This window comes from Pseudomonas sp. S2_A10 (assembly GCF_054668465.1).
Genome location: NZ_CP162773.1, coordinates 771,321 through 791,648, shown reverse-complemented (window position 1 = coordinate 791,648; position 20,328 = coordinate 771,321). Strand labels below are relative to the sequence as shown.

The following is a 20,328-nucleotide window of genomic DNA, read 5'->3' as shown; positions in this document are numbered from 1 at the left end:
GCAACTGGAGTGCTAAATGAGCTTTTTTATCTCTAACGCCATGGCTGACGCAGCTGCACCGGCTGCTGCAAGCCCAATGGGCGGCGGCTTCGAGTGGATTTTCCTGGTCGGCTTCCTGGTCATCTTCTACCTGATGATCTGGCGTCCACAGGCCAAGCGCGCCAAAGAGCAGAAGAACCTGCTGAGCAGCCTGCAGAAGGGCGACGAAGTCGTGACCACTGGGGGCATCGCCGGCAAGATCACCAAGGTTGCCGATGACTTCGTGGTTCTGGAAGTTTCCGACACCGTGGAAATGAAGTTCCAGAAAGGCGCCATCGCCGCCACGCTGCCAAAAGGCACGCTGAAAGCGATCTAAGAGCAACAACTTCTACTCAATCGACGGGGCGCGCAAGGCGCCCCGCGTTCATAACGGGCGGCGTGATGCTGAACAAATACCCTCTGTGGAAATACATTCTGATCCTGGCGGTGCTGGCGATCGGTCTGATTTATTCCGCTCCCAATCTTTACCCTGATGACCCGGCGATTCAGATCAGCGGCGCCAGCACGGCTCTGCAGGTCAATGACGCCGATCTGGCTCGCGTCAGCACAGCGCTGAAAGAGTCCGGCATCAACGTCAAGGCGGCCACGCTGACGGCTGGCGGCAAGGGCGGTCTGATCCGTCTGAGCAAGGCTGAAGACCAGCTGCCGGCCAAGGACGTAGTACGCAAGGCATTGGGTGATGACTACGTCGTCGCGCTGAACCTGGCACAGACCACTCCGCAATGGCTGCGCAACCTCGGTGCGCACCCGATGAAGCTGGGTCTGGACTTGTCCGGTGGTGTGCACTTCCTGCTCGAAGTGGACATGGACAAAGCCCTCGATGCACGCCTGAAAGTCTACGAAGGCGACGTCAAGAGCCTGCTGCGCAAAGAGAAGCTGCGCTATCGCAGCCTGCCGCAATTGGGCGGTGCCATTCAGTTGGGCTTCAGCGATGAAGATTCCCGCGAACAGGCCCGTGCGCTGATCCGCAAGAACTTCAACGATTTCGACATTGTTCCGGCCGACCTCAACGGTCAACCGGTGCTGCGTCTGGCGATGACCCCGGCCAAGCTGGCGGAAATCCGTGAATACTCCATCAAGCAGAACCTGACCACGGTACGTAACCGCGTCAACGAGCTGGGTGTTGCCGAACCGATCGTGCAGCGTCAGGGCGCCAACCGCATCGTGGTTGAGCTGCCGGGCGTGCAGGACACTGCCGAAGCCAAGCGTATTCTCGGCAAGACGGCCAACCTTGAGTTCCGTCTGGCCGCCGAGCCGGGCGCTTCGAAAGCCACTTCCGAATCGTTCGAATTCCGCGAAGGCAACCGTCCTCCTGCGCAGATCGAGCGTGGTCTGATCATTACCGGTGACCAGGTCACCGACGCCAAGGCCGGTTTCGGCGAGCACGGTACGCCTGAAGTGAACATCCGTCTGGATGGTCATGGTGGCGAGCTGATGAGCCGCGCGACCCGTTCCAACGTCGGTCGCAGCATGGCGGTGATCTTCATCGAACAGCGTCCGGTCACCACTTACACCAAGCAAGTGGTTGATGGCGTCGAGAAAGACGTCGCGGTGCAGACGTTCAAGGAAGAGAAGAAGATCATCAGCCTGGCGACCATTCAGTCGCCGCTGGGTGCGCAATTCCGCATCACTGGCCTGAACGGTCAGGGCGAGTCGTCCGAGCTGGCGCTGCTGCTGCGTGCCGGTGGTCTGGCTGCACCGATGTACTTCGCTGAAGAGCGCACAATCGGTCCGAGCCTGGGTGCTGACAACATCACCAAAGGTATCGACGCTTCCCTGTGGGGCATGTTGTTCGTATCGCTGTTCATCATCGCCATCTACCGCTTCTTCGGCGTCATCGCCACCGTTGCGCTGGCGGTGAACATGGTGCTGCTGCTGGCATTGATGTCGTTGCTGGGTGCCACTCTGACCCTGCCGGGTATCGCCGGTATCGTCTTGACCATGGGTATGGCGGTCGACGCTAACGTACTGATCTTCTCGCGGATTCGTGAAGAGATCGCCGCCGGCATGACTGTGCAGCGGGCAATCAACGAAGGCTTCGGCCGGGCATTCACCGCGATTCTCGACGCCAACCTGACCACGTTGCTGGTCGGCGGCATTCTCTTCGCCATGGGCACCGGCCCGGTGAAGGGGTTCGCAGTGACGATGTCCCTCGGGATCTTTACCTCGATGTTCACGGCCATCATGGTGACCCGCGCAATGGTCAACCTGATCTTTGGCGGACGTGACTTCAAGAAGTTGTGGATTTAAGGGGCTGCCATGTTACGTACAATCAACTTCATGGGCGTTCGCAACTTCGCGTTCGGCGTCACCGTGTTGCTTACCGTCATTGCCTTGTTCAGTGTCGCCACCAAGGGCATGAACTGGGGTCTGGACTTCACCGGCGGTACGCTCATCGAGCTGACCTACGAGCGTCCGGCCGATGTCACCAAGGTGCGCGAGCAACTGGCGACTTCCGGTTATCACGAAGCTGTGGTGCAGAACTTCGGCGCCACTACTGACTTGCTGGTGCGCATGCCGGGTGAAGACCCGCAGCTGGGCCATCAGGTCGCAGACGCATTGCAGAAAGTCGGCGGCGACAACCCGGCGACGGTCAAGCGTGTCGAATTCGTCGGCCCGCAGGTTGGTGAAGAACTGCGCGACCAGGGCGGCCTCGGCATGCTGCTGGCGCTCGGCGGCATCCTGATCTACCTGGCGTTCCGCTTTCAGTGGAAGTTTGCGGTCGGCGCGATTGTGTCGCTGATCCACGACGTGATCGTGACCGTGGGTATCCTCTCGTACTTCCAGATCACCTTCGATCTGACAGTGCTGGCAGCGGTGCTGGCGATCATCGGTTACTCGCTGAACGACACCATCGTGGTCTTCGACCGGGTGCGTGAGAACTTCCGCGTGCTGCGCAAGGCGACGCTGATCGAGAACATCAACATCTCGACCACCCAGACCCTGCTGCGCACCATGGCGACGTCGATCTCCACGCTGCTGGCCATCGCGGCACTGTTGTTCTTCGGCGGCGACAACCTGTTCGGCTTCTCCATCGCGCTGTTCATCGGTGTACTGGCGGGTACCTACTCGTCGATCTACATCGCCAACGTGGTGCTGATCTGGCTGAACCTGACCACCGAGGATCTGATTCCTCCGGCCAACACGGACAAGGAAGTCGACGACCGTCCATAACGGCCAGCGATTTCCCGGCTGTCAGCCAACAAAAGGCGCGAGTTGAACTCGCGCCTTTTTTTGTGCTCCAAGGCTGGGAGAAGCGCGGGCGCGTCCCGCATGTGATGGTCAGGAGGTTCATGTGAACAAGTCGTTGCTGGTTGGTGCGGTATTGGGTGCTGTCGGTGTCACAGCCGGGGGTGCTGTTGCCACCTACAGCCTGGTTAAAAGCGGCCCTGAGTATGCGCAAGTATTAGCCGTTGAGCCGGTCAAGACACAGATCAAGACTCCACGTGAAGTATGCAAGGATGTAACCGTGACCCGGCAGGCGCCGGTCAAGGATCAACACCAGATTCTCGGCACGGCGATCGGTGCCGTAGCCGGTGGTTTGTTGGGTAATCAGGTGGGCGGCGGTACCGGCAAGAAGATTGCCACTGTGGCCGGTGCAGTTGGCGGCGGTTATGCCGGTAACAAGGTGCAGGAAGGTATGCAGAACCGCGACACCTACACCACCACGCAAACCCGTTGCAACACGGTCAATGACATCAGCGACAAGGTCGTCGGCTACGACGTGCGTTACTCGCTCGATGGCAAGGAAGGCAAAGTGCGGATGGATCGCGATCCGGGCAACCAGATTCCGGTCGACAAGGAAGGCAAGCTGATCCTGTCGCAGAATGAGCCGGGACAGTAAGGCTCCACAGTTGTGAAAAGAAGCACCCTGCGGGGTGCTTTTTTTGTACCCGCGACTCAGGGCAGCGCGCGATTCTCACCTGTGGGAGCGAGCCTGCTCGCGAATACGGTCTAACAGTGGATATTTTCTTTGCTGACACGCCCCATTCGCGAGCAGGGAATTGTGCTGTTTAGGATCGCAGGCATAAAAAAAGCACCCCGGAGGGTGCTTTTTGGTTTCGCGGAAAGCTTAGCGCTTCAGCGAAGCCGGCAGGTGCGGCTGGATCGCCGTCAGCACTGCCTTGAAGCATTTGGTGTTGCCGGCAACGATGTGGCCTTTCTCAAGGAAGTCGTGACCACCGGTGAAGTCGCTCACCAGGCCGCCGGCTTCTTGAATCAGCAGGGCGCCTGCAGCCATGTCCCACTCGGACAGGCCCGACTCCCAGAACGCATCGAAACGACCGGCAGCCACGTAAGCCAGGTCCAGGCTCGCCGAACCGGCGCGGCGGATGCCGGCAGTCTGGCCAACCAGGGCGCGGAACATGCCCAGGTAGTTGTCGAGGTTGTCCATCTGATCGTCACGGAACGGGAAGCCTGTGCCGAGCAGGGCGCCGTCGAGGCTGGTGCGACCACTGACGCGCAGACGACGACCGTTCAGTTGAGCGCCGCGACCACGGCTGGCGGTGAATTCTTCCTGGCGAACCGGGTCCAGAACCACTGCGTGCTCCAGGCGGCCACGATATTTGCAGGCAATGCTCACTGCAAAGTGCGGAATGCCACGGAGGAAGTTGGTGGTGCCGTCCAGCGGATCGATGATCCACAGGTACTCTTCGCCTTCGATGCCGGTGCCAGCGTGCAGGCCGGTTTCTTCACCCTGAATCGAGTGATTCGGGTAAGCCTTGCGCAGGGCATCGATGATTTTCTGTTCAGCGGCGCGATCGACCTCGGATACATAATCCTTGGCGTCTTTTTCGTCGACCTTGATGGTATCCAGGCGCTCGATGGAGCGGAAGATCAGTTCACTGGCGCTGCGGGCGGCGCGCAGCGCGATATTCAGCATGGGCTGCATGGATGTGTCACCTAAGGTTGTTAAAGAAAGCCGCGCATTCTATCAGAACTTTTCTTCAGGTGAAGGACGCTGTTCGCTTTCATAGCTTAACGGTAGGCTGTTCTGTAAGATTTGCCCCCCTTTCCTGTGTCCGAGAGCGCCTCCCTTGCTGCAGAACATTCGTGTCGTCCTGGTCAACACCAGCCACCCCGGCAACATCGGCGGGGCCGCGCGCGCCATGAAAAACATGGGTCTGTCGCGACTGGTGCTGGTCGATCCGCGGGTCTTCCCGCACCACGAGGCCGATGCCCGCGCCTCCGGTGCCGGTGACATCCTTGAAAACGCGCAAGTCGTCGCCACCTTGGAAGATGCTCTGGTCGGCTGCAATCTGGTGCTCGGCACCAGCGCCCGCGACCGGCGTATTCCCTGGCCGCTGCTGGATCCGCGCGAATGCGGCAACAAGGTGGTCGAGGAAGCCGGGCAGGGCGCCGAGATTGCTTTGGTGTTCGGCCGTGAAGATTCCGGCCTGACCAATGAAGAGCTGCAGCGATGTCATTTTCACGTGCACATCCCTTCCGACCCGACGTTCAGTTCGCTGAACCTCGGGGCGGCGGTTCAGGTGTTGAGTTATGAAGTGCGCATGGCCTGGCTGGCCGCACAGGGTCAGCCGAGCAAGGTCGAGAAAGAAGAAGTGGCCTCGGTGAAAAGCGCCGAGCTGGCGACCATGGATGAGCTGGAGCGATTCTATGAGCACCTGGAGCAGACGCTGGTTGCCATCGAATTCCTCGACCCGGAAAAGCCACGCCACTTGATGGCGCGCCTGCGCCGGTTGTACGGACGCAGCTCGGTCAGCCGGGCGGAAATGAATATTTTGCGTGGCATCCTCACGGAAACCCAGAAAGCGGCCCGTGGCGAGCTTCTAAAGCGGAAGGATTGAATGATGTTTGAGCGTTTGCGTGAAGATATCCAGAGCGTATTCCATCGAGACCCGGCGGCACGTAACGCTTTTGAAGTCCTGACCTGCTACCCCGGCATGCATGCGATCTGGATTCATCGACTGGCCGGCATGCTCTGGCGCAACGAATTGAAGTGGCTGGCGCGGCTGGTGTCGAACTTCGGTCGCTGGCTGACCGGGATCGAGATTCATCCGGGCGCCAAGGTCGGTCGGCGTTTCTTCATCGATCACGGCATGGGCATCGTCATTGGTGAAACCGCCGAGATCGGCGACGACGTCACCATCTATCAAGGCGTGACCCTCGGCGGCACCAGTTGGAACAAAGGCAAGCGCCACCCGACACTGGGTGACGGCGTGGTGGTTGGTGCTGGCGCCAAGGTGCTTGGCCCGTTCACGGTGGGTGCCGGCGCCAAAGTCGGCTCCAACGCTGTGGTCACCAAGGAAGTGCCGCCGGGCGCCACGGTGGTGGGGATTCCGGGGCGGATCATCGTCAAGACCGATGAAGAGCAGGACGCCAAGCGCAAAGCCATGGCGGAAAAGATCGGTTTCGACGCCTACGGTGTCAGCGAAGACATGCCTGACCCGGTGGCTCGCGCCATCGGCCAGTTGCTCGATCATCTGCAAGCAGTGGACGGGCGCCTGGAAGGCATGTGCGGCGCGCTGAAGGATCTGGGCAGCAATTACTGTGCGAAAGATCTGCCTGAGCTGCGCGAAGAAGACTTCGCTTGCGTCAAAGGCAAGGACGAATCGAAAGCCGGCTGAACCGCGGCGCTGCTTTTCGCGAGCAGGCTCGCTCCCACAAGAGCAATGCATTCCAATGTGGGAGCGAGCCTGCTCGCGAAGAACGATCACGCGGTTCCGCTGGCTGTCCGCAGCCCGTCTTTGCTATAGTGCGCGCGCTCTTTTGCGGGTAAACCCGACTAAAGCACTAGGTCTTATAGTTGACTTAAATGCTCGGGAATTGCATACTCCCGCCCATTCCGAACTCCGTGGTAACTGTCCATGCGACTGACTACAAAAGGCCGATACGCCGTGACCGCCATGCTTGACCTGGCGTTGCACGCGCAGCACGGGCCGGTGTCTCTGGCCGATATCTCCGAGCGCCAAGGCATCTCCCTGTCCTACCTCGAGCAGCTGTTTGCCAAGCTGCGCCGCAGCAACCTGGTTTCCAGCGTTCGCGGTCCGGGTGGTGGCTACCAGTTGTCCCGCGACATGCAGGGCATCCAGGTCGCCCAGGTGATCGATGCGGTGAACGAATCGGTCGATGCCACCAAGTGCCAGGGCCAGGGCGATTGCCATTCCGGTGATACCTGCCTGACCCATCATCTGTGGTGCGACTTGAGCCTGCAGATTCACGAATTTCTGAGCGGTATCAGCTTGGCCGACCTTGTGACTCGCCGTGAGGTACAAGAAGTGGCCCAGCGTCAGGACCAGCGCCGATGCAGCAGCAAGGCGCCACGCCTGGACAAGATTGAAGCGTCCGCCGTCGAATGACAGCCGAAGAGCTACCCGCGGCACGCCAGCCCTGATTTAGGAGATAGTCCATGAAATTGCCGATTTACCTTGATTACTCTGCAACCACCCCGGTTGATCCGCGCGTTGCGCAGAAAATGAGTGAATGCCTGCTGGTCGACGGAAACTTCGGTAACCCGGCGTCCCGCTCCCACGTGTTCGGCTGGAAGGCTGAAGAGTCCGTCGAAAACGCTCGTCGTCAGGTGGCCGATCTGGTCAATGCCGACCCGCGCGAAATCGTCTGGACCTCCGGTGCCACCGAATCCGACAACCTGGCGATCAAGGGCGCGGCACATTTCTACGCCTCCAAGGGCAAGCACCTGATCACCAGCAAGATCGAGCACAAGGCAGTCCTCGACACCATGCGCCAGCTGGAGCGTGAAGGCTTCGAAGTGACCTACCTCGAGCCGACCGAAGACGGTCTGATCACCCCGGCAATGATTGACGCCGCACTGCGCGAAGACACCATTCTGGTGTCGGTGATGCACGTCAACAACGAAATCGGCACCATCAACGACATCGCTGCCATCGGCGAGATGCTGCGCGCCAAAGGCGTGCTGTTCCATGTCGACGCGGCTCAGTCCACCGGCAAGGTCGAAATCGATCTGCAGAAGCTGAAAGTCGACATGATGTCGTTCTCCGCCCACAAGACTTATGGCCCTAAAGGCATCGGCGCGCTGTACGTCAGCCGCAAGCCGCGTGTGCGCATCGAAGCGACCATGCACGGCGGCGGTCACGAGCGCGGCATGCGTTCCGGCACCCTGGCGACCCACCAGATCGTCGGCATGGGCGAAGCGTTCCGCGTAGCCAAGGAAGACATGGCCGCTGAAAACGTGCGCATCAAAGCCTTGAGCGATCGCTTCTACAAGCAGGTCGAGCACCTGGAAGAGCTGTACGTCAACGGCAGCCTGACCGCCCGCGTTCCGCACAACCTGAACCTGAGCTTCAACTACGTTGAAGGCGAGTCGCTGATCATGGCGCTCAAGGATCTGGCGGTATCGTCCGGTTCGGCCTGCACCTCGGCGTCGCTGGAGCCTTCGTACGTACTGCGCGCCCTGGGCCGCAACGACGAACTGGCACACAGCTCGATCCGCTTTACCTTCGGCCGTTTCACCACCGAAGAAGAAATCGACTACGCCGCGCAGAAAGTCTGCGAGGCCGTTACCAAGCTGCGCGCTCTGTCGCCGCTGTGGGACATGTACAAAGACGGCGTCGATATCTCGAAAATCGAGTGGGCGGCACACTAACTATAGAAGCCGCCGGATACAGATCCTGTAGCGACGCGGCGGTTAACGCAGCGCAGTTGCAGGGTCTCAAGAGCGGCCCTGATGAGTGAGGATTGAGAATCATGGCTTACAGCGAAAAGGTCATCGACCACTACGAAAACCCGCGCAACGTCGGCAAGATGAACGCGGAAGATCCTGATGTCGGCACCGGCATGGTCGGCGCTCCGGCGTGCGGCGACGTGATGCGTCTGCAGATCAAGGTCAACGATCAGGGCGTTATCGAAGACGCCAAGTTCAAGACCTACGGTTGCGGTTCGGCCATTGCCTCCAGCTCCCTCGCCACCGAGTGGATGAAGGGCAAGACCCTGGACGAAGCCGAAACCATCAAGAACACTCAGCTGGCCGAAGAACTGGCCCTGCCGCCAGTGAAAATCCACTGCTCCGTGCTCGCTGAAGACGCTATCAAAGCGGCTGTTCGCGATTACAAGCAGAAGAAAGGCTTGATCTGAATTTCAAGATTCGGCGACGAGTAAGGAGTCAACGATGGCTATCAGCATGACAGAAGCGGCTGCTCGACACGTGCGGCGCTCCCTCGATGGGCGCGGCAAAGGTGAAGGGATTCGTCTGGGTGTTCGCACCACAGGCTGTTCCGGCCTTGCCTACGTGCTGGAGTTTGTCGACGAGGTGGTGGCGGAAGATCAGGTGTTCGAGAGTCACGGCGAAAAAGTGATCATCGACCCGAAAAGCCTGGCCTACCTGGACGGCACCGAGCTCGACTTCGTCAAGGAAGGGTTGAACGAAGGCTTCAAGTTCAACAACCCCAACGTGCGCGGTGAATGTGGCTGCGGCGAAAGCTTCAACATCTGAGGCTGGTCGTGGGTATTCCTTGTCATTTCGCTTTATTTGAGCTGCAACCGAGCTTCCGCCTGGATCTCGAGCAGTTGGCCACGCGCTACCGTGAGTTGGCGCGCGGCGTCCATCCTGACCGTTTTGCCGATGCATCCGAACGCGAGCAGCGCTCGGCGCTCGAGCAATCGGCGCGGCTCAACGACGCCTACCAGACGCTCAAGAGCCCGGCCCAGCGCGCACGCTACCTGCTGAAAATCAGCGGGCATGAAGTGCCGATGGAAGTCACCGTCCACGATCCCGAGTTTCTTCTGCAGCAGATGCAATGGCGCGAAGAGCTCGAAGATCTGCAGGACAGCGCTGACCTCGACGGTGTCGCGGTATTCAAGCGTCGTTTGAAGACGGCTCAGGAACAGCTCAACGAAAGCTTCGCAGCCTGTTGGGATGATGCAGCGCAACGTGAACAGGCCGAACGCCTGATGCGGCGCATGCAGTTCCTCGACAAGCTCACCTACGAAGTGCGCCAGCTGGAAGAGCGCCTCGACGATTAACCCAGTGCTGCCCTGATTGCACGCTGACAGACAGACAAGACCTGATCACCATGGCTCTACTGCAGATCGCCGAACCCGGCCAAAGTCCTCAACCGCACCAGCGCCGTCTGGCTGTGGGCATCGACTTGGGTACTACCAATTCGCTGGTCGCTGCGCTGCGCAGTGGTCTTTCCGAACCGCTGGCCGACGCCAACGGGCAGGTCATCCTGCCGTCCGCCGTGCGTTATCACGCCGACCGCGTCGAAGTCGGTGAGTCCGCCAAGCTGGCGGCATCCTCCGATCCTCTTAACACCGTGCTCTCGGTCAAGCGCTTGATGGGTCGTGGTCTGTCCGACGTCAAGCAATTGGGCGAGCAACTGCCGTACCGCTTTGTCGGCGGCGAATCGCACATGCCGTTCATCGACACCGTGCAAGGCCCGAAAAGCCCGGTTGAAGTCTCCGCGGATATCCTCAAGGTCCTGCGTCAGCGCGCTGAAGCGACCTTGGGTGGCGAACTGGTTGGCGCGGTAATCACCGTTCCTGCCTACTTTGACGATGCGCAGCGTCAGGCCACCAAAGATGCGGCCAAACTCGCCGGTCTGAACGTGTTGCGTCTGCTCAATGAGCCGACCGCTGCTGCTGTGGCGTATGGTCTGGATCAACATGCTGAAGGCCTGGTTGCAATTTATGACCTTGGCGGCGGTACCTTCGATATTTCGATTCTGCGTCTGACTGGCGGCGTCTTTGAAGTTCTGGCCACTGGCGGCGACAGCGCGCTGGGCGGCGATGACTTCGATCATGCGATTGCCGGCTGGATCATCGAGAGTGCTGGCCTGTCCGCCGATCTCGACCCGGGCGCACAACGCAATCTGCTGCAAACCGCTTGCGCGGCCAAAGAGGCTTTGACCGATGCGGCCAGTGTGGAAGTGGCTTACGGCGACTGGAAAGCGCAACTGACCCGCGAAGCCTTCGATGCGCTGATCGAGCCAATGGTCGCGCGCAGTCTGAAAGCCTGCCGCCGCGCGGTTCGCGATTCCGGTATCGAGCTGGAAGACGTCCACGCCGTGGTCATGGTCGGCGGTTCGACCCGCGTGCCGCGCGTGCGTGAAGCCGTTGCCGAAGCCTTCGGTCGTCAGCCATTGACGGAAATCGACCCGGATCAAGTGGTTGCCATCGGGGCCGCGATCCAGGCCGACACCCTGGCTGGCAACAAGCGCGATGGCGGCGAACTGCTGCTGCTCGACGTGATTCCGCTGTCCCTGGGGCTGGAAACCATGGGCGGGCTGATGGAGAAGGTTATTCCGCGCAACACCACCATCCCCGTCGCGCGCGCTCAGGATTTCACCACGTATAAAGACGGCCAGTCGGCCATGGCGATCCACGTGTTGCAGGGTGAGCGCGAGCTGATCAGCGACTGCCGCTCTCTGGCACGGTTCGAATTGCGCGGCATTCCGGCGATGGTGGCCGGTGCGGCGAAAATTCGCGTGACCTTCCAGGTCGACGCCGACGGTCTGCTCAGCGTGTCTGCCCGTGAATTGGGCTCGGGCGTTGAAGCGAGCATTCAGGTCAAGCCTTCCTATGGTCTGACCGATGGCGAAATCGCCAAGATGCTCAAGGATTCGTTCCAGCACGCCAATGACGACAAGGTCGCCCGCGTTCTGCGTGAGCAGCAAGTCGATGCCCAGCGCCTGCTCGAAGCGGTGCAGGGCGCGCTGGAGGCCGATGGCGAGCGTCTGCTCGACGCCGAAGAGCGCATGGTCATCGAACTGCAAATGCAGGAACTGGCCGAACTGATGAAAGGTACCGATGGCTACGCCATCGAGCAGCAGACCAAGCGTCTGTCGCAAGTGACCGATGCTTTTGCTGCCCGCCGCATGGATCTGACGGTGAAAGCCGCTCTGTCGGGACGCAACCTGAATGAAATCGAGGATATCTGATGCCGCAGGTCATTTTTCTGCCCCACGAGAAGTTCTGCCCTGAAGGCATGGTGGTCGAGGCTGCGCCCGGCACATCGATTCTCGAACTGGCCCACGAACACCATATCGAGATGGAAAGCGCGTGCGGCGGCGTCTGCGCCTGCACCACCTGCCACTGCATCATCCGCGAGGGTTTTGACTCGCTGGAAGAGGCTGACGAGCTGGAAGAGGATTTCCTTGATCGTGCCTGGGGCCTTGAGGCGCAATCGCGTCTGGCTTGCCAGGCCATCGTCGGTGAGGAAGACCTCACCGTCGAGATTCCGAAATATTCGCTTAACCATGCGGCCGAAGCGCCGCACTGACTGGTAAGACTGTCATGAGCTACGGTTGGAATGATGTTCAACGCATTGCAGAAGAATTGGCGGAAGCCAAGCCGGATGTAGATCCGGTTTATGTCAATTTCGTCGACTTGCAGCGATGGATCATGGAACTGCCTGACTTCGACAACACCTCCGGCTGTGTCGGCGAGAAGGTGTTGGAAGCGGTTCAGGCGCTCTGGATCGAAGAAGTCGACTGATCGTCCTCGCAGGTTAGGCAATACCAAAGAACCCGCGTATAATTCGCGGGTTTAATTTTTCGCAAATTACCGTTTCTGGAGTTACACCATGGCTGTTCAACGTACTTTCTCCATCATCAAGCCTGACGCCGTTGCTAAAAACGTGATCGGCAAGATCACCACTCGCTTCGAAGACGCTGGCCTGCGCGTTGTAGCTTCGAAACTGAAGCAACTGTCCAAAGCCGAAGCCGAAGGCTTCTACGCTGAGCACAGCGAGCGCGGTTTCTTCGGTGACCTGGTTGCTTTCATGACTTCCGGTCCGGTTGTCGTTCAGGTTCTGGAAGGTGAAAACGCTATCGCTCGCAACCGTGAGCTGATGGGCGCTACCAACCCTAAAGAAGCTGCTGCCGGCACCATCCGTGCTGACTTCGCTGAATCGATCGACGCCAACGCCGTTCACGGTTCGGACTCCGAAGCTGCTGCCGCTCGCGAAATCGCTTACTTCTTCGCAGCTACTGAAGTAACCACTCGCTAAGCATTGCTTGCAGAGTGAAGGTGAATCCATGACTACATCGACTGTTAAAACAAACCTGCTGGGTCTGACCCAGCCGGAAATGGAAAAATTCTTCGACTCAATCGGGGAGAAGCGTTTCCGTGCCGGTCAGGTAATGAAATGGATTCACCACTTTGGCGTCGATGATTTCGACGCCATGACGAACGTCAGCAAAGCCTTGCGCGACAAGCTCAAGGCCATTGCTGAAGTGCGTGGTCCGGAAGTGGTCAGCGAGGACATCTCCAGCGACGGCACCCGTAAATGGGTGGTGCGCGTGGCGTCCGGCAGCTGCGTCGAGACCGTGTACATTCCCCAGGGCAAACGCGGCACCTTGTGCGTTTCGTCCCAGGCAGGCTGTGCCCTGGATTGCAGTTTCTGCTCCACCGGCAAGCAAGGCTTCAACAGCAACCTCACCGCCGCCGAAGTCATCGGTCAGGTGTGGATTGCCAACAAATCTTTCGGCAGCGTCCCGGCTACCATCGACCGCGCCATCACCAACGTGGTGATGATGGGCATGGGCGAGCCGTTGCTCAACTTCGACAACGTCGTCGCCGCCATGCATCTGATGATGGATGACCTCGGCTACGGGATCTCCAAGCGCCGCGTGACCCTGTCCACCTCGGGTGTGGTGCCGATGATCGATGAGCTGGCCAAGCACATCGACGTGTCCCTGGCGTTGTCCCTGCACGCACCGAACGACGCATTGCGTAACCAATTGGTGCCGATCAACAAGAAATATCCGCTTAAGATGCTGCTCGAGTCGTGCCAGCGCTACATGTCCGCCCTTGGTGAGAAACGTGTGCTGACCATCGAGTACACCTTGCTCAAGGACGTCAACGACAAGCTTGAGCACGCAGTGGAAATGATCGAGCTGCTTAAAGACATCCCGTGCAAGATCAACCTGATCCCGTTCAACCCGTTCCCGCACTCCGGGTACGAGCGGCCGAGCAACAATGCCATCCGCCGCTTCCAGGATCAGTTGCATCAGGCCGGTTTCAACGTCACCGTGCGCACCACCCGTGGTGAAGACATCGACGCCGCATGTGGTCAATTGGTAGGGCAGGTGCTGGATCGCACCCGTCGCAGCGAACGTTACATCGCCGTGCGCGAGTTGAGCGCCGACAGCGATCTGGCACAGAACGCCGCGAACACTAACTAAGAGAGGATCTCTATGTCCCTGCGCTTTGCGCTGCTGTTGCTGTTGGCCAGCCTGTGCGCTGGCTGTGTCCTGTCGGGTGACTACAACCCGATGAAGACCAGCAAGGGCCGCGATGAAGCGCGGGCTGCCTACGTGCAGCTGGGGCTGGGCTATCTGCAGCAAGGCATGACCGAGCGCGCCAAGGTGCCATTGAAGAAAGCGCTGGAGCTGGACAGTTCCGACCCCGACGCCAATGCGGCCCTCGGTCTGGTGTTCCAAGCTGAAATGGAACCGGCACTTGCCGACGAGCACTTTCGCAAGGCCCTGTCCTCACGTCCCGCCGATGCGCGCATCCTCAACAACTACGGCAGTTTTCTCTACGAAGAACAGCGCTACAAGGAAGCCTACGAGCGTTTTGAACAAGCGGCCGCCGATACCCTGTATCCTGAGCGCTCGCGGGTCTTCGAAAATCTCGGCATGACCGCCGCCAAGCTCGGCCAGCGTGATCTGGCCCAGCAACAGCTGGAAAAAGCCCTGCGCCTGAATCGCCAACAACCGCGCGCATTGCTGGAAATGGCTGAGTTGTCCTTCGAAGACAGGCATTATGTGCCCGCGCGTGACTATTACGACCGTTTCAGCCAGCTCACCGAACAAAATGCACGTAGTCTATTGCTCGGCGTTCGGCTGGCAAAAGTGTTTGAAGATCGCGACAAGGCAGCCAGTTACGGTCTGCAATTAAAACGACTCTATCCCGGTACGCCGGAATATCAGCAATACCTGTCGGAGCAATGATGAAAGCGGCGCATCCCGAAGTTGTAGCAGCGAATCGCGTAAATCCCGGTGAGACCCTGCGCCAGGCCCGCGAAAGCAATGGCTGGTCGCTGGCCGAAGTGGCCCTCAAGCTCAACCTCACCGTGACGTCCCTGAGCAATCTTGAAGCCGGCGCTTTCGACAAGCTGCCGGGGCATACCTTCGCTCGCGGTTACATTCGCGCCTATGCCAAATTGCTCGGCATGGACCAGACCGTTCTGGTTCAGCAATTCGACCAGTCCACCGGCACCGATTCCCAGGGCAGCAACGTTCATGCCCTCGGTCGTATCGAAGAGCCGGTGCGCGTTTCCCACACCATTTTGCGTATCGTCAGCCTGTTGCTGCTGATCGCGGTCATCGGTGGCGGTTTCGTCTGGTGGCAGGATCAGACCTCGCAGCGCACCCGCGATCTGACCAGCCTGGCGCCTGAACACGTCGAAGTCGAAGGCGCGGACGGCACCACGCAGATCCACCCGATCGACGAGCCGGAAGATCAGGCTGTCGCCGAAAATCAGGCTGACAATTCGACATCGCTGGCCTTGCCGCAGTCGGAAACCAGTGCTGAATCCACCGGTGCCGAGTCCGCAGCGCCAGCAACCGAGCCGGCTGCCCCGGCAGTTGCGCCAAGCGCTCCGGCACCGACGCCTGCGCCAGTGGTGGCGGCTCCGGCCACTCCAGCGCCGAATGTCCCAGCGACACCTGCCCCGACCGCGCCGGTTGCTCAAGCGCCAAGCGCTGAAGCAGCTGCGCCGGTCGCCGGCGAAGGCCAGGTGCAGTTGCAGTTCACCGGCGATTGCTGGGCACAGGTGACCGATGGCCGTGGCAAAGTGATTTTCAGCGGCCTGAAGCATAAAGGCGACAGCGTGAGTGTTTCCGGCAAGCCGCCGCTCGCCGTACGTCTGGGCGTTGCCCGCGCGGCACAGGTCAGCTACAACGGCCAACCGGTCGATATCGCTCCGTTCACCAGTGGCGAGACTGCTCGCCTGAAGTTGGGTCAATAAGTCATGCACGGCGAATCTCCAATCAAACGTCGCGAATCGCGCAAGATCTGGGTCGGCAACGTACCGGTGGGCGGCGACGCGCCGATCGCTGTGCAGAGCATGACCAACAGCGATACCAATGATGTCGCTGCGACCGTGGCGCAGATCAATCGTCTGGAAGCCGCCGGCGTCGACATCGTTCGCGTCTCGGTGCCGGACATGGACGCCGCCGAGGCGTTCGGCAAGATCAAGCAACTGGTCAAAGTGCCGTTGGTGGCTGACATCCACTTCGACTACAAAATCGCCTTGCGCGTGGCCGAACTGGGTGTGGATTGCCTGCGTATCAACCCGGGCAACATCGGTCGCGAAGACCGCGTGCGTGCCGTGGTCGATGCGGCGCGTGATCGCGGCATTCCGATCCGCATCGGCGTCAACGCCGGTTCCCTGGAAAAAGACCTGCAGAAGAAATACGGCGAGCCGACCCCGGCCGCATTGGTCGAATCCGCGCTGCGCCACGTTGAACACCTCGAACGCCTGAATTTCCAGGACTTCAAGGTCAGCGTGAAAGCCTCCGACGTGTTCATGGCCGTCGAAGCCTACCGTTTGCTGGCGAAAGAAATTGTCCAGCCGCTGCACCTCGGCATCACTGAAGCCGGCGGTTTGCGATCGGGCACGGTGAAATCCGCCGTGGGCCTAGGTATGCTGCTCGCCGAAGGGATTGGCGATACTATCCGCATCTCGCTGGCGGCCGACCCGGTCGAGGAAGTGAAGGTCGGTTACGACATTCTCAAGTCTTTGCATCTGCGTTCCCGTGGCATCAACTTCATCGCCTGCCCGAGCTGCTCGCGGCAGAACTTCGATGTGGTGAAAACCATGAACGAGCTGGAAGGGCGCCTTGAAGACCTGCTGGTGCCGCTGGATGTCGCGGTCATCGGTTGCGTGGTCAACGGCCCCGGCGAAGCCAAGGAAGCCCATATCGGCTTGACCGGCGGCACGCCAAACCTGATTTACATCGACGGCAAGCCGTCGCAGAAGCTGACGAATGACAATCTGGTGGACGAGCTGGAAAAGCTGATCCGCCAGAAAGCGGCCGAAAAGGTCGAAGCTGACGCTGCCGTTATCGCGCGCGGCTGATCGAACGAATTAAGGAAATTTTGTGAGCAAGTCTCTGCAAGCCATTCGTGGCATGAACGACATCCTGCCCGAACAGACCCCGCTGTGGCGTTATTTCGAAGGCACTGTGGCGCGTCTGCTGGATAACTACGGTTACAAGCAGATCCGCATGCCGATCGTCGAGTTCACCGAGCTGTTCAAGCGCTCGATCGGCGAAGTCACCGATATCGTCGAAAAAGAGATGTACACCTTCGAAGACCGCAACGGTGATTCCCTGACCCTGCGTCCGGAAGGCACTGCGGCCTGCGTGCGCGCCGTGCTTGAGCACGGCATCACCGGCGGTGGTCAGGTGCAGAAACTCTGGTACATCGGCCCGATGTTCCGCCACGAGCGTCCGCAGAAAGGCCGTTATCGTCAGTTTCACCAGATCGGTCTGGAGGTGTTCAACCTCGACGGTCCGGACATCGACGCCGAGCTGATCATCATGACCTGGCGCCTGTGGGGCGAGCTGGGCATTCGTGATGCGGTCAAGCTCGAACTCAACAGCCTCGGCACCAGCGAATCCCGTGGTCGCTATCGTGAAGCCCTGGTCGAGTACCTCTCGGCGCACCACGACAAGCTCGACGAAGACAGCCAGCGTCGCCTGAAAACCAACCCGCTGCGCGTGCTCGACACGAAAAATGCCGACACCCAGGCCGTGCTGGTCGATGCGCCGAAAATGGCCGATTACCTCGACGACGAGTCCCGCGCTCACTTCGAAGGCCTGAAGGCGCGTCTGGATGCCGTCGGCATTCCTTACGTGCTCAACCCGAAACTGGTGCGTGGCCTCGATTACTACAGCAAAACCGTTTTCGAATGGGTCACCGACAAGCTCGGCGCCCAGGGCACCGTGTGCGCGGGCGGCCGTTACGACGGCCTGGTCGAGCAGATGGGCGGCAAGACAACCCCGGGCGTCGGTTTCGCCATGGGCATCGAGCGTCTGGTGTTGATGCTCGAAACCCTTGAGCAGATTCCGCAGGAAATTTCCCGTCAGGTCGACGTCTACCTCTGCGCCTTCGGTGAAGAGGCCGAGCTGGCCGGTCTGGCCCTGGCCGAACGGGTTCGCGATGAACTTCCAAACCTGCGCCTGCAAGTCAATGCCGGCGCCGGCAGCTTCAAAAGCCAGTTCAAGAAGGCCGACAAGAGCGGTGCGCTGTACGCATTGATCCTCGGTGACGACGAAATGGCCCAGCAAGTGGTAGGTTTCAAACCCCTGCGTGGCCAGGGCGAACAACAAAGCATTGCCTGGGATGCGCTTGCCGCTCACCTGGCCACCTGCGTCGTGCAGGGTTGAAGCTGTCTTAACAGCCGATTTAGCGATTAAGGAGTATTGGGGTGTCGAGTACCGAAGACGAACAGTTGGCGGATTTGAAGGACTGGTGGACACGCAACGGCAAACCTCTGGTCACCGGCGGCCTGTTGGCGCTGGTCATCGTGTTCGGCTGGCAGGCCTGGCACAAATACCAGAGCAACCAGTCGCAAGGCGCCTCGGTGCTCTATCAGCAATTGCTGGAAACCACGCTGACGCCTGACGGCAAGCCTGATGCCGCCCGCGTTGCGGATCTGGCCGGCAAGCTCAACAGCGAGTACGGCGGTTCTGCCTATGCGCAATACGGCAGCCTGTTCGTCGCCAAAGTGGCGGTCGACAGCGGCAAGCTGGACGACGCGGCAACCGAACTCAAAGCCATCGTCGACAAACCGGCCAACCCGGCGCTGGGCGAAATCGCCCGTCAGCGTCTGGCGCAGGTGCTGGGCGCGCAGGACAAGGCCGAAGACGCCCTGAAACTGCTCGACGGCGATGCCGACAAAGCGTTCCTGGCCACTCGCGAAGAACTCAAGGGCGACCTGCTGGTGCGCTTGGGCCGTACCGATGACGCGAACAAGGCGTATCAAAAAGCCAAGGCGGCACTGTCGGATGAAGCGGCGGTCGGTGGCCTTCAAATCAAGCTCGACGACCTGGCCAAAGGGGATGCGTGACGTGATCCGTTGGAAGCATGCAGCATTGCTGGCTCTGGCCCTTCTGGCCGCGGGTTGCAGCAGCAACAGCAAGAAAGAATTGCCACCGGCCGAACTGACCGACTTCAAAGAAGAAGTCGTTCTGCAGAAGCAGTGGAGCCGCTCGATCGGTGACGGTCAGGGCGAAACCTACAACATGCTGGTGCCGGCGATCGACGGTGACACCATCTACGCCGCCGATGTGACTGGTGTGGTGATGGCGCTGGATCGCAGCAACGGCGACGTGAAGTGGGACCAGGATCTGGAACTGCCTGTCTCCGGCGCCGTCGGCGTGGGTTATGGTCTGGTACTGATCGGTACGCTGCGTGGCGAAGTCGTCGCTCTGGACACCAGCAACGGTGAAGAGAAGTGGCGTGCCCGCGTCAACAGTGAAGTGCTCGCGCCGCCGGCCAACAATGGCGACGTGGTGGTGGTGCAGACCCAGGACGATCGTCTGATCGGTCTGGACGCTGCCACCGGCAACCAGCGCTGGGTGTATGACAGCACCCCGGCGGTCCTGACCCTGCGTGGCACCAGTGCTCCGCTGGCGACCAACCGTCTGGCCGTAGCTGGCCTGTCGACCGGTAAAGTGGTCGCGCTGGACATCTCCAACGGCGTGCCGGTGTGGGAACAACGCATCGCCATTCCACAGGGTCGTTCGGAGCTGGAGCGCGTCGTCGACATCGACGGCGGTCTGCTGCTGTCGGGCGGCACGCTGTACGTGGCCAGCTATCAGGGTCGCGTTGCGGCACTGGACCTGGAAAGCGGTCGTCAACTGTGGCAGCGCGATGCGTCGAGCTACGCCGGTATCGCTCAAGGTTTCGGCAGCGTCTACGTGAGCCTGTCCTCGGGCACCGTTGAAGGCGTCGATGAGCGTTCCACCACCGCACTGTGGAGCAACGACTCGCTGGCTCGCCGTCAACTGTCGGCTCCGGAAGTGTTCTCCAGCTACGTAGCTGTGGGTGACCTGGAAGGTTATCTGCATCTGCTGAGTCAGGTCGACGGTCGTTTCGTCGGCCGTGAGCGCATCGACAGCGACGGCCTGCGTGCCCGTCCGCTGGTGGTGGGCGACACGATTTATGTGTATGGCAACAGCGGCAAACTGGAAGCCCTGACCATCAAGTAACAACTATGCTTGGGGTTCATCCCCAAGCGGCCCTGCATCAGCAGGGTTTGCAGCGCCCCCGGGTGTTGCCCCGAGCACCAGCCGCTGCCTCGCAGCGGCTTTTGTATTTTCTGAAATAACGAAG

Annotated in this window: 23 protein-coding genes; 22 read left to right on the top strand and 1 reads right to left on the bottom strand. The window is 60.1% G+C overall.

Annotated features, from left to right (window positions below; genetic code table 11):
* Positions 1 to 16 precede the first annotated feature (16 nt).
* From yajC to AB4N41_RS03520, 4 genes are all read left to right on the top strand, one after another.
* Entirely contained in the window at positions 17 to 355 is a 339-nt protein-coding gene (gene yajC / locus AB4N41_RS03535) for a preprotein translocase subunit YajC (RefSeq protein WP_016773317.1), read from the top strand.
* 65 nt (positions 356 to 420) lie between these two features.
* Positions 421 to 2,289, top strand: coding sequence for a protein translocase subunit SecD (gene secD, locus AB4N41_RS03530; protein WP_016773318.1), 1,869 nt, complete (start codon positions 421 to 423; stop codon positions 2,287 to 2,289).
* Between the two features lie 9 nt (positions 2,290 to 2,298).
* The gene (secF, locus tag AB4N41_RS03525) at positions 2,299 to 3,213 is read left to right on the top strand and encodes a protein translocase subunit SecF (protein WP_041479932.1); all 915 of its coding nucleotides are present in this window, start codon (positions 2,299 to 2,301) and stop codon (positions 3,211 to 3,213) included.
* Between the two features lie 121 nt (positions 3,214 to 3,334).
* The gene (locus AB4N41_RS03520) at positions 3,335 to 3,883 is read left to right on the top strand and encodes a glycine zipper 2TM domain-containing protein (RefSeq protein WP_039761427.1); all 549 of its coding nucleotides are present in this window, start codon (positions 3,335 to 3,337) and stop codon (positions 3,881 to 3,883) included.
* Between the two features lie 228 nt (positions 3,884 to 4,111).
* Here AB4N41_RS03520 and suhB read toward each other — a convergent pair whose 3' ends face one another.
* Positions 4,112 to 4,930 carry a type III secretion system regulator SuhB gene (gene suhB / locus AB4N41_RS03515; RefSeq protein ID WP_016773320.1) on the bottom strand — a complete coding sequence of 273 codons (819 nt, stop codon included), beginning with the start codon at positions 4,928 to 4,930 and terminating at the stop codon, positions 4,112 to 4,114.
* Between the two features lie 145 nt (positions 4,931 to 5,075).
* On the opposite strand from suhB, the gene trmJ reads away from it, so the two are divergent.
* From trmJ to bamB, 18 genes are all read left to right on the top strand, one after another.
* Entirely contained in the window at positions 5,076 to 5,846 is a 771-nt protein-coding gene (gene trmJ / locus AB4N41_RS03510) for a tRNA (cytosine(32)/uridine(32)-2'-O)-methyltransferase TrmJ (protein WP_041479930.1), read from the top strand.
* A gap of 3 nt (positions 5,847 to 5,849) precedes the next feature.
* Positions 5,850 to 6,626 carry a serine O-acetyltransferase gene (cysE, locus tag AB4N41_RS03505; RefSeq protein WP_024014221.1) on the top strand — a complete coding sequence of 259 codons (777 nt, stop codon included), beginning with the start codon at positions 5,850 to 5,852 and terminating at the stop codon, positions 6,624 to 6,626.
* A gap of 240 nt (positions 6,627 to 6,866) precedes the next feature.
* Entirely contained in the window at positions 6,867 to 7,358 is a 492-nt protein-coding gene (gene iscR / locus AB4N41_RS03500) for a Fe-S cluster assembly transcriptional regulator IscR (protein ID WP_016773323.1), read from the top strand.
* 50 nt (positions 7,359 to 7,408) lie between these two features.
* Positions 7,409 to 8,623 carry an IscS subfamily cysteine desulfurase gene (locus AB4N41_RS03495; RefSeq protein WP_016773324.1) on the top strand — a complete coding sequence of 405 codons (1,215 nt, stop codon included), beginning with the start codon at positions 7,409 to 7,411 and terminating at the stop codon, positions 8,621 to 8,623.
* 101 nt (positions 8,624 to 8,724) lie between these two features.
* Positions 8,725 to 9,111 (top strand): Fe-S cluster assembly scaffold IscU, encoded by a 387-nt coding sequence (gene iscU / locus AB4N41_RS03490; protein ID WP_003227907.1) that lies wholly within the window; start codon positions 8,725 to 8,727, stop codon positions 9,109 to 9,111.
* Between the two features lie 34 nt (positions 9,112 to 9,145).
* Complete coding sequence (gene iscA / locus AB4N41_RS03485) at positions 9,146 to 9,469, top strand: iron-sulfur cluster assembly protein IscA (RefSeq protein ID WP_003227904.1); 324 nt, start codon at positions 9,146 to 9,148, stop codon at positions 9,467 to 9,469.
* 8 nt (positions 9,470 to 9,477) lie between these two features.
* Complete coding sequence (gene hscB / locus AB4N41_RS03480) at positions 9,478 to 9,999, top strand: co-chaperone HscB (protein ID WP_056790165.1); 522 nt, start codon at positions 9,478 to 9,480, stop codon at positions 9,997 to 9,999.
* A gap of 50 nt (positions 10,000 to 10,049) precedes the next feature.
* Positions 10,050 to 11,915, top strand: a complete 1,866-nt coding sequence (gene hscA, locus AB4N41_RS03475; RefSeq protein ID WP_039761433.1) for a Fe-S protein assembly chaperone HscA — start codon at positions 10,050 to 10,052, stop codon at positions 11,913 to 11,915.
* Complete coding sequence (gene fdx, locus AB4N41_RS03470; protein WP_016773327.1) at positions 11,915 to 12,256, top strand: ISC system 2Fe-2S type ferredoxin; 342 nt, start codon at positions 11,915 to 11,917, stop codon at positions 12,254 to 12,256. The genes hscA and fdx overlap by 1 nt, the downstream gene beginning before the upstream one ends.
* A gap of 14 nt (positions 12,257 to 12,270) precedes the next feature.
* Positions 12,271 to 12,471 (top strand): Fe-S cluster assembly protein IscX, encoded by a 201-nt coding sequence (gene iscX / locus AB4N41_RS03465; protein ID WP_252876856.1) that lies wholly within the window; start codon positions 12,271 to 12,273, stop codon positions 12,469 to 12,471.
* A gap of 88 nt (positions 12,472 to 12,559) precedes the next feature.
* Positions 12,560 to 12,985, top strand: coding sequence for a nucleoside-diphosphate kinase (gene ndk / locus AB4N41_RS03460; protein WP_024014216.1), 426 nt, complete (start codon positions 12,560 to 12,562; stop codon positions 12,983 to 12,985).
* Positions 12,986 to 13,013: 28 nt separating this feature from the next.
* Positions 13,014 to 14,162 carry a dual-specificity RNA methyltransferase RlmN gene (gene rlmN, locus AB4N41_RS03455; RefSeq protein WP_003227893.1) on the top strand — a complete coding sequence of 383 codons (1,149 nt, stop codon included), beginning with the start codon at positions 13,014 to 13,016 and terminating at the stop codon, positions 14,160 to 14,162.
* A gap of 12 nt (positions 14,163 to 14,174) precedes the next feature.
* Positions 14,175 to 14,933 (top strand): type IV pilus biogenesis/stability protein PilW, encoded by a 759-nt coding sequence (gene pilW, locus AB4N41_RS03450; RefSeq protein WP_252876855.1) that lies wholly within the window; start codon positions 14,175 to 14,177, stop codon positions 14,931 to 14,933.
* A complete protein-coding gene (locus AB4N41_RS03445; protein WP_236168945.1) occupies positions 14,933 to 15,952 on the top strand; it encodes a RodZ domain-containing protein in 1,020 nt (339 codons plus the stop codon). The genes pilW and AB4N41_RS03445 overlap by 1 nt, the downstream gene beginning before the upstream one ends.
* A gap of 3 nt (positions 15,953 to 15,955) precedes the next feature.
* Positions 15,956 to 17,065, top strand: a complete 1,110-nt coding sequence (ispG, locus tag AB4N41_RS03440; protein WP_016773332.1) for a flavodoxin-dependent (E)-4-hydroxy-3-methylbut-2-enyl-diphosphate synthase — start codon at positions 15,956 to 15,958, stop codon at positions 17,063 to 17,065.
* Between the two features lie 22 nt (positions 17,066 to 17,087).
* On the top strand, positions 17,088 to 18,377 hold the full coding sequence (hisS, locus tag AB4N41_RS03435; protein WP_252876854.1) for a histidine--tRNA ligase: 1,290 nt from the start codon (positions 17,088 to 17,090) through the stop codon (positions 18,375 to 18,377).
* Positions 18,378 to 18,418: 41 nt separating this feature from the next.
* A complete protein-coding gene (locus AB4N41_RS03430; RefSeq protein WP_056790153.1) occupies positions 18,419 to 19,060 on the top strand; it encodes a tetratricopeptide repeat protein in 642 nt (213 codons plus the stop codon).
* Positions 19,053 to 20,204: an outer membrane protein assembly factor BamB gene (bamB, locus tag AB4N41_RS03425; protein WP_252876853.1), complete on the top strand. Its 1,152-nt coding sequence runs from the start codon at positions 19,053 to 19,055 to the stop codon at positions 20,202 to 20,204. Before AB4N41_RS03430 ends, bamB begins: the two co-directional genes overlap by 8 nt.
* The last annotated feature ends 124 nt before the right edge of the window (positions 20,205 to 20,328 follow it).

What these genes read in the sequence shown, in the direction of transcription:
- yajC (WP_016773317.1), top strand. Translation starts at nt 17, where the DNA reads ATGAGCTTTTTTATCTCTAACGCCATGGCTGACGCAGCTGCACCGGCT.
- secD (WP_016773318.1), top strand. Translation starts at nt 421, where the DNA reads ATGCTGAACAAATACCCTCTGTGGAAATACATTCTGATCCTGGCGGTG.
- secF (WP_041479932.1), top strand. Translation starts at nt 2,299, where the DNA reads ATGTTACGTACAATCAACTTCATGGGCGTTCGCAACTTCGCGTTCGGC.
- suhB (WP_016773320.1), bottom strand. Translation starts at nt 4,930, where the DNA reads ATGCAGCCCATGCTGAATATCGCGCTGCGCGCCGCCCGCAGCGCCAGT.
- cysE (WP_024014221.1), top strand. Translation starts at nt 5,850, where the DNA reads ATGTTTGAGCGTTTGCGTGAAGATATCCAGAGCGTATTCCATCGAGAC.
- iscR (WP_016773323.1), top strand. Translation starts at nt 6,867, where the DNA reads ATGCGACTGACTACAAAAGGCCGATACGCCGTGACCGCCATGCTTGAC.
- AB4N41_RS03495 (WP_016773324.1), top strand. Translation starts at nt 7,409, where the DNA reads ATGAAATTGCCGATTTACCTTGATTACTCTGCAACCACCCCGGTTGAT.
- iscU (WP_003227907.1), top strand. Translation starts at nt 8,725, where the DNA reads ATGGCTTACAGCGAAAAGGTCATCGACCACTACGAAAACCCGCGCAAC.
- iscA (WP_003227904.1), top strand. Translation starts at nt 9,146, where the DNA reads ATGGCTATCAGCATGACAGAAGCGGCTGCTCGACACGTGCGGCGCTCC.
- hscA (WP_039761433.1), top strand. Translation starts at nt 10,050, where the DNA reads ATGGCTCTACTGCAGATCGCCGAACCCGGCCAAAGTCCTCAACCGCAC.
- fdx (WP_016773327.1), top strand. Translation starts at nt 11,915, where the DNA reads ATGCCGCAGGTCATTTTTCTGCCCCACGAGAAGTTCTGCCCTGAAGGC.
- iscX (WP_252876856.1), top strand. Translation starts at nt 12,271, where the DNA reads ATGAGCTACGGTTGGAATGATGTTCAACGCATTGCAGAAGAATTGGCG.
- ndk (WP_024014216.1), top strand. Translation starts at nt 12,560, where the DNA reads ATGGCTGTTCAACGTACTTTCTCCATCATCAAGCCTGACGCCGTTGCT.
- rlmN (WP_003227893.1), top strand. Translation starts at nt 13,014, where the DNA reads ATGACTACATCGACTGTTAAAACAAACCTGCTGGGTCTGACCCAGCCG.
- pilW (WP_252876855.1), top strand. Translation starts at nt 14,175, where the DNA reads ATGTCCCTGCGCTTTGCGCTGCTGTTGCTGTTGGCCAGCCTGTGCGCT.
- AB4N41_RS03445 (WP_236168945.1), top strand. Translation starts at nt 14,933, where the DNA reads ATGAAAGCGGCGCATCCCGAAGTTGTAGCAGCGAATCGCGTAAATCCC.
- ispG (WP_016773332.1), top strand. Translation starts at nt 15,956, where the DNA reads ATGCACGGCGAATCTCCAATCAAACGTCGCGAATCGCGCAAGATCTGG.
- bamB (WP_252876853.1), top strand. Translation starts at nt 19,053, where the DNA reads ATGCGTGACGTGATCCGTTGGAAGCATGCAGCATTGCTGGCTCTGGCC.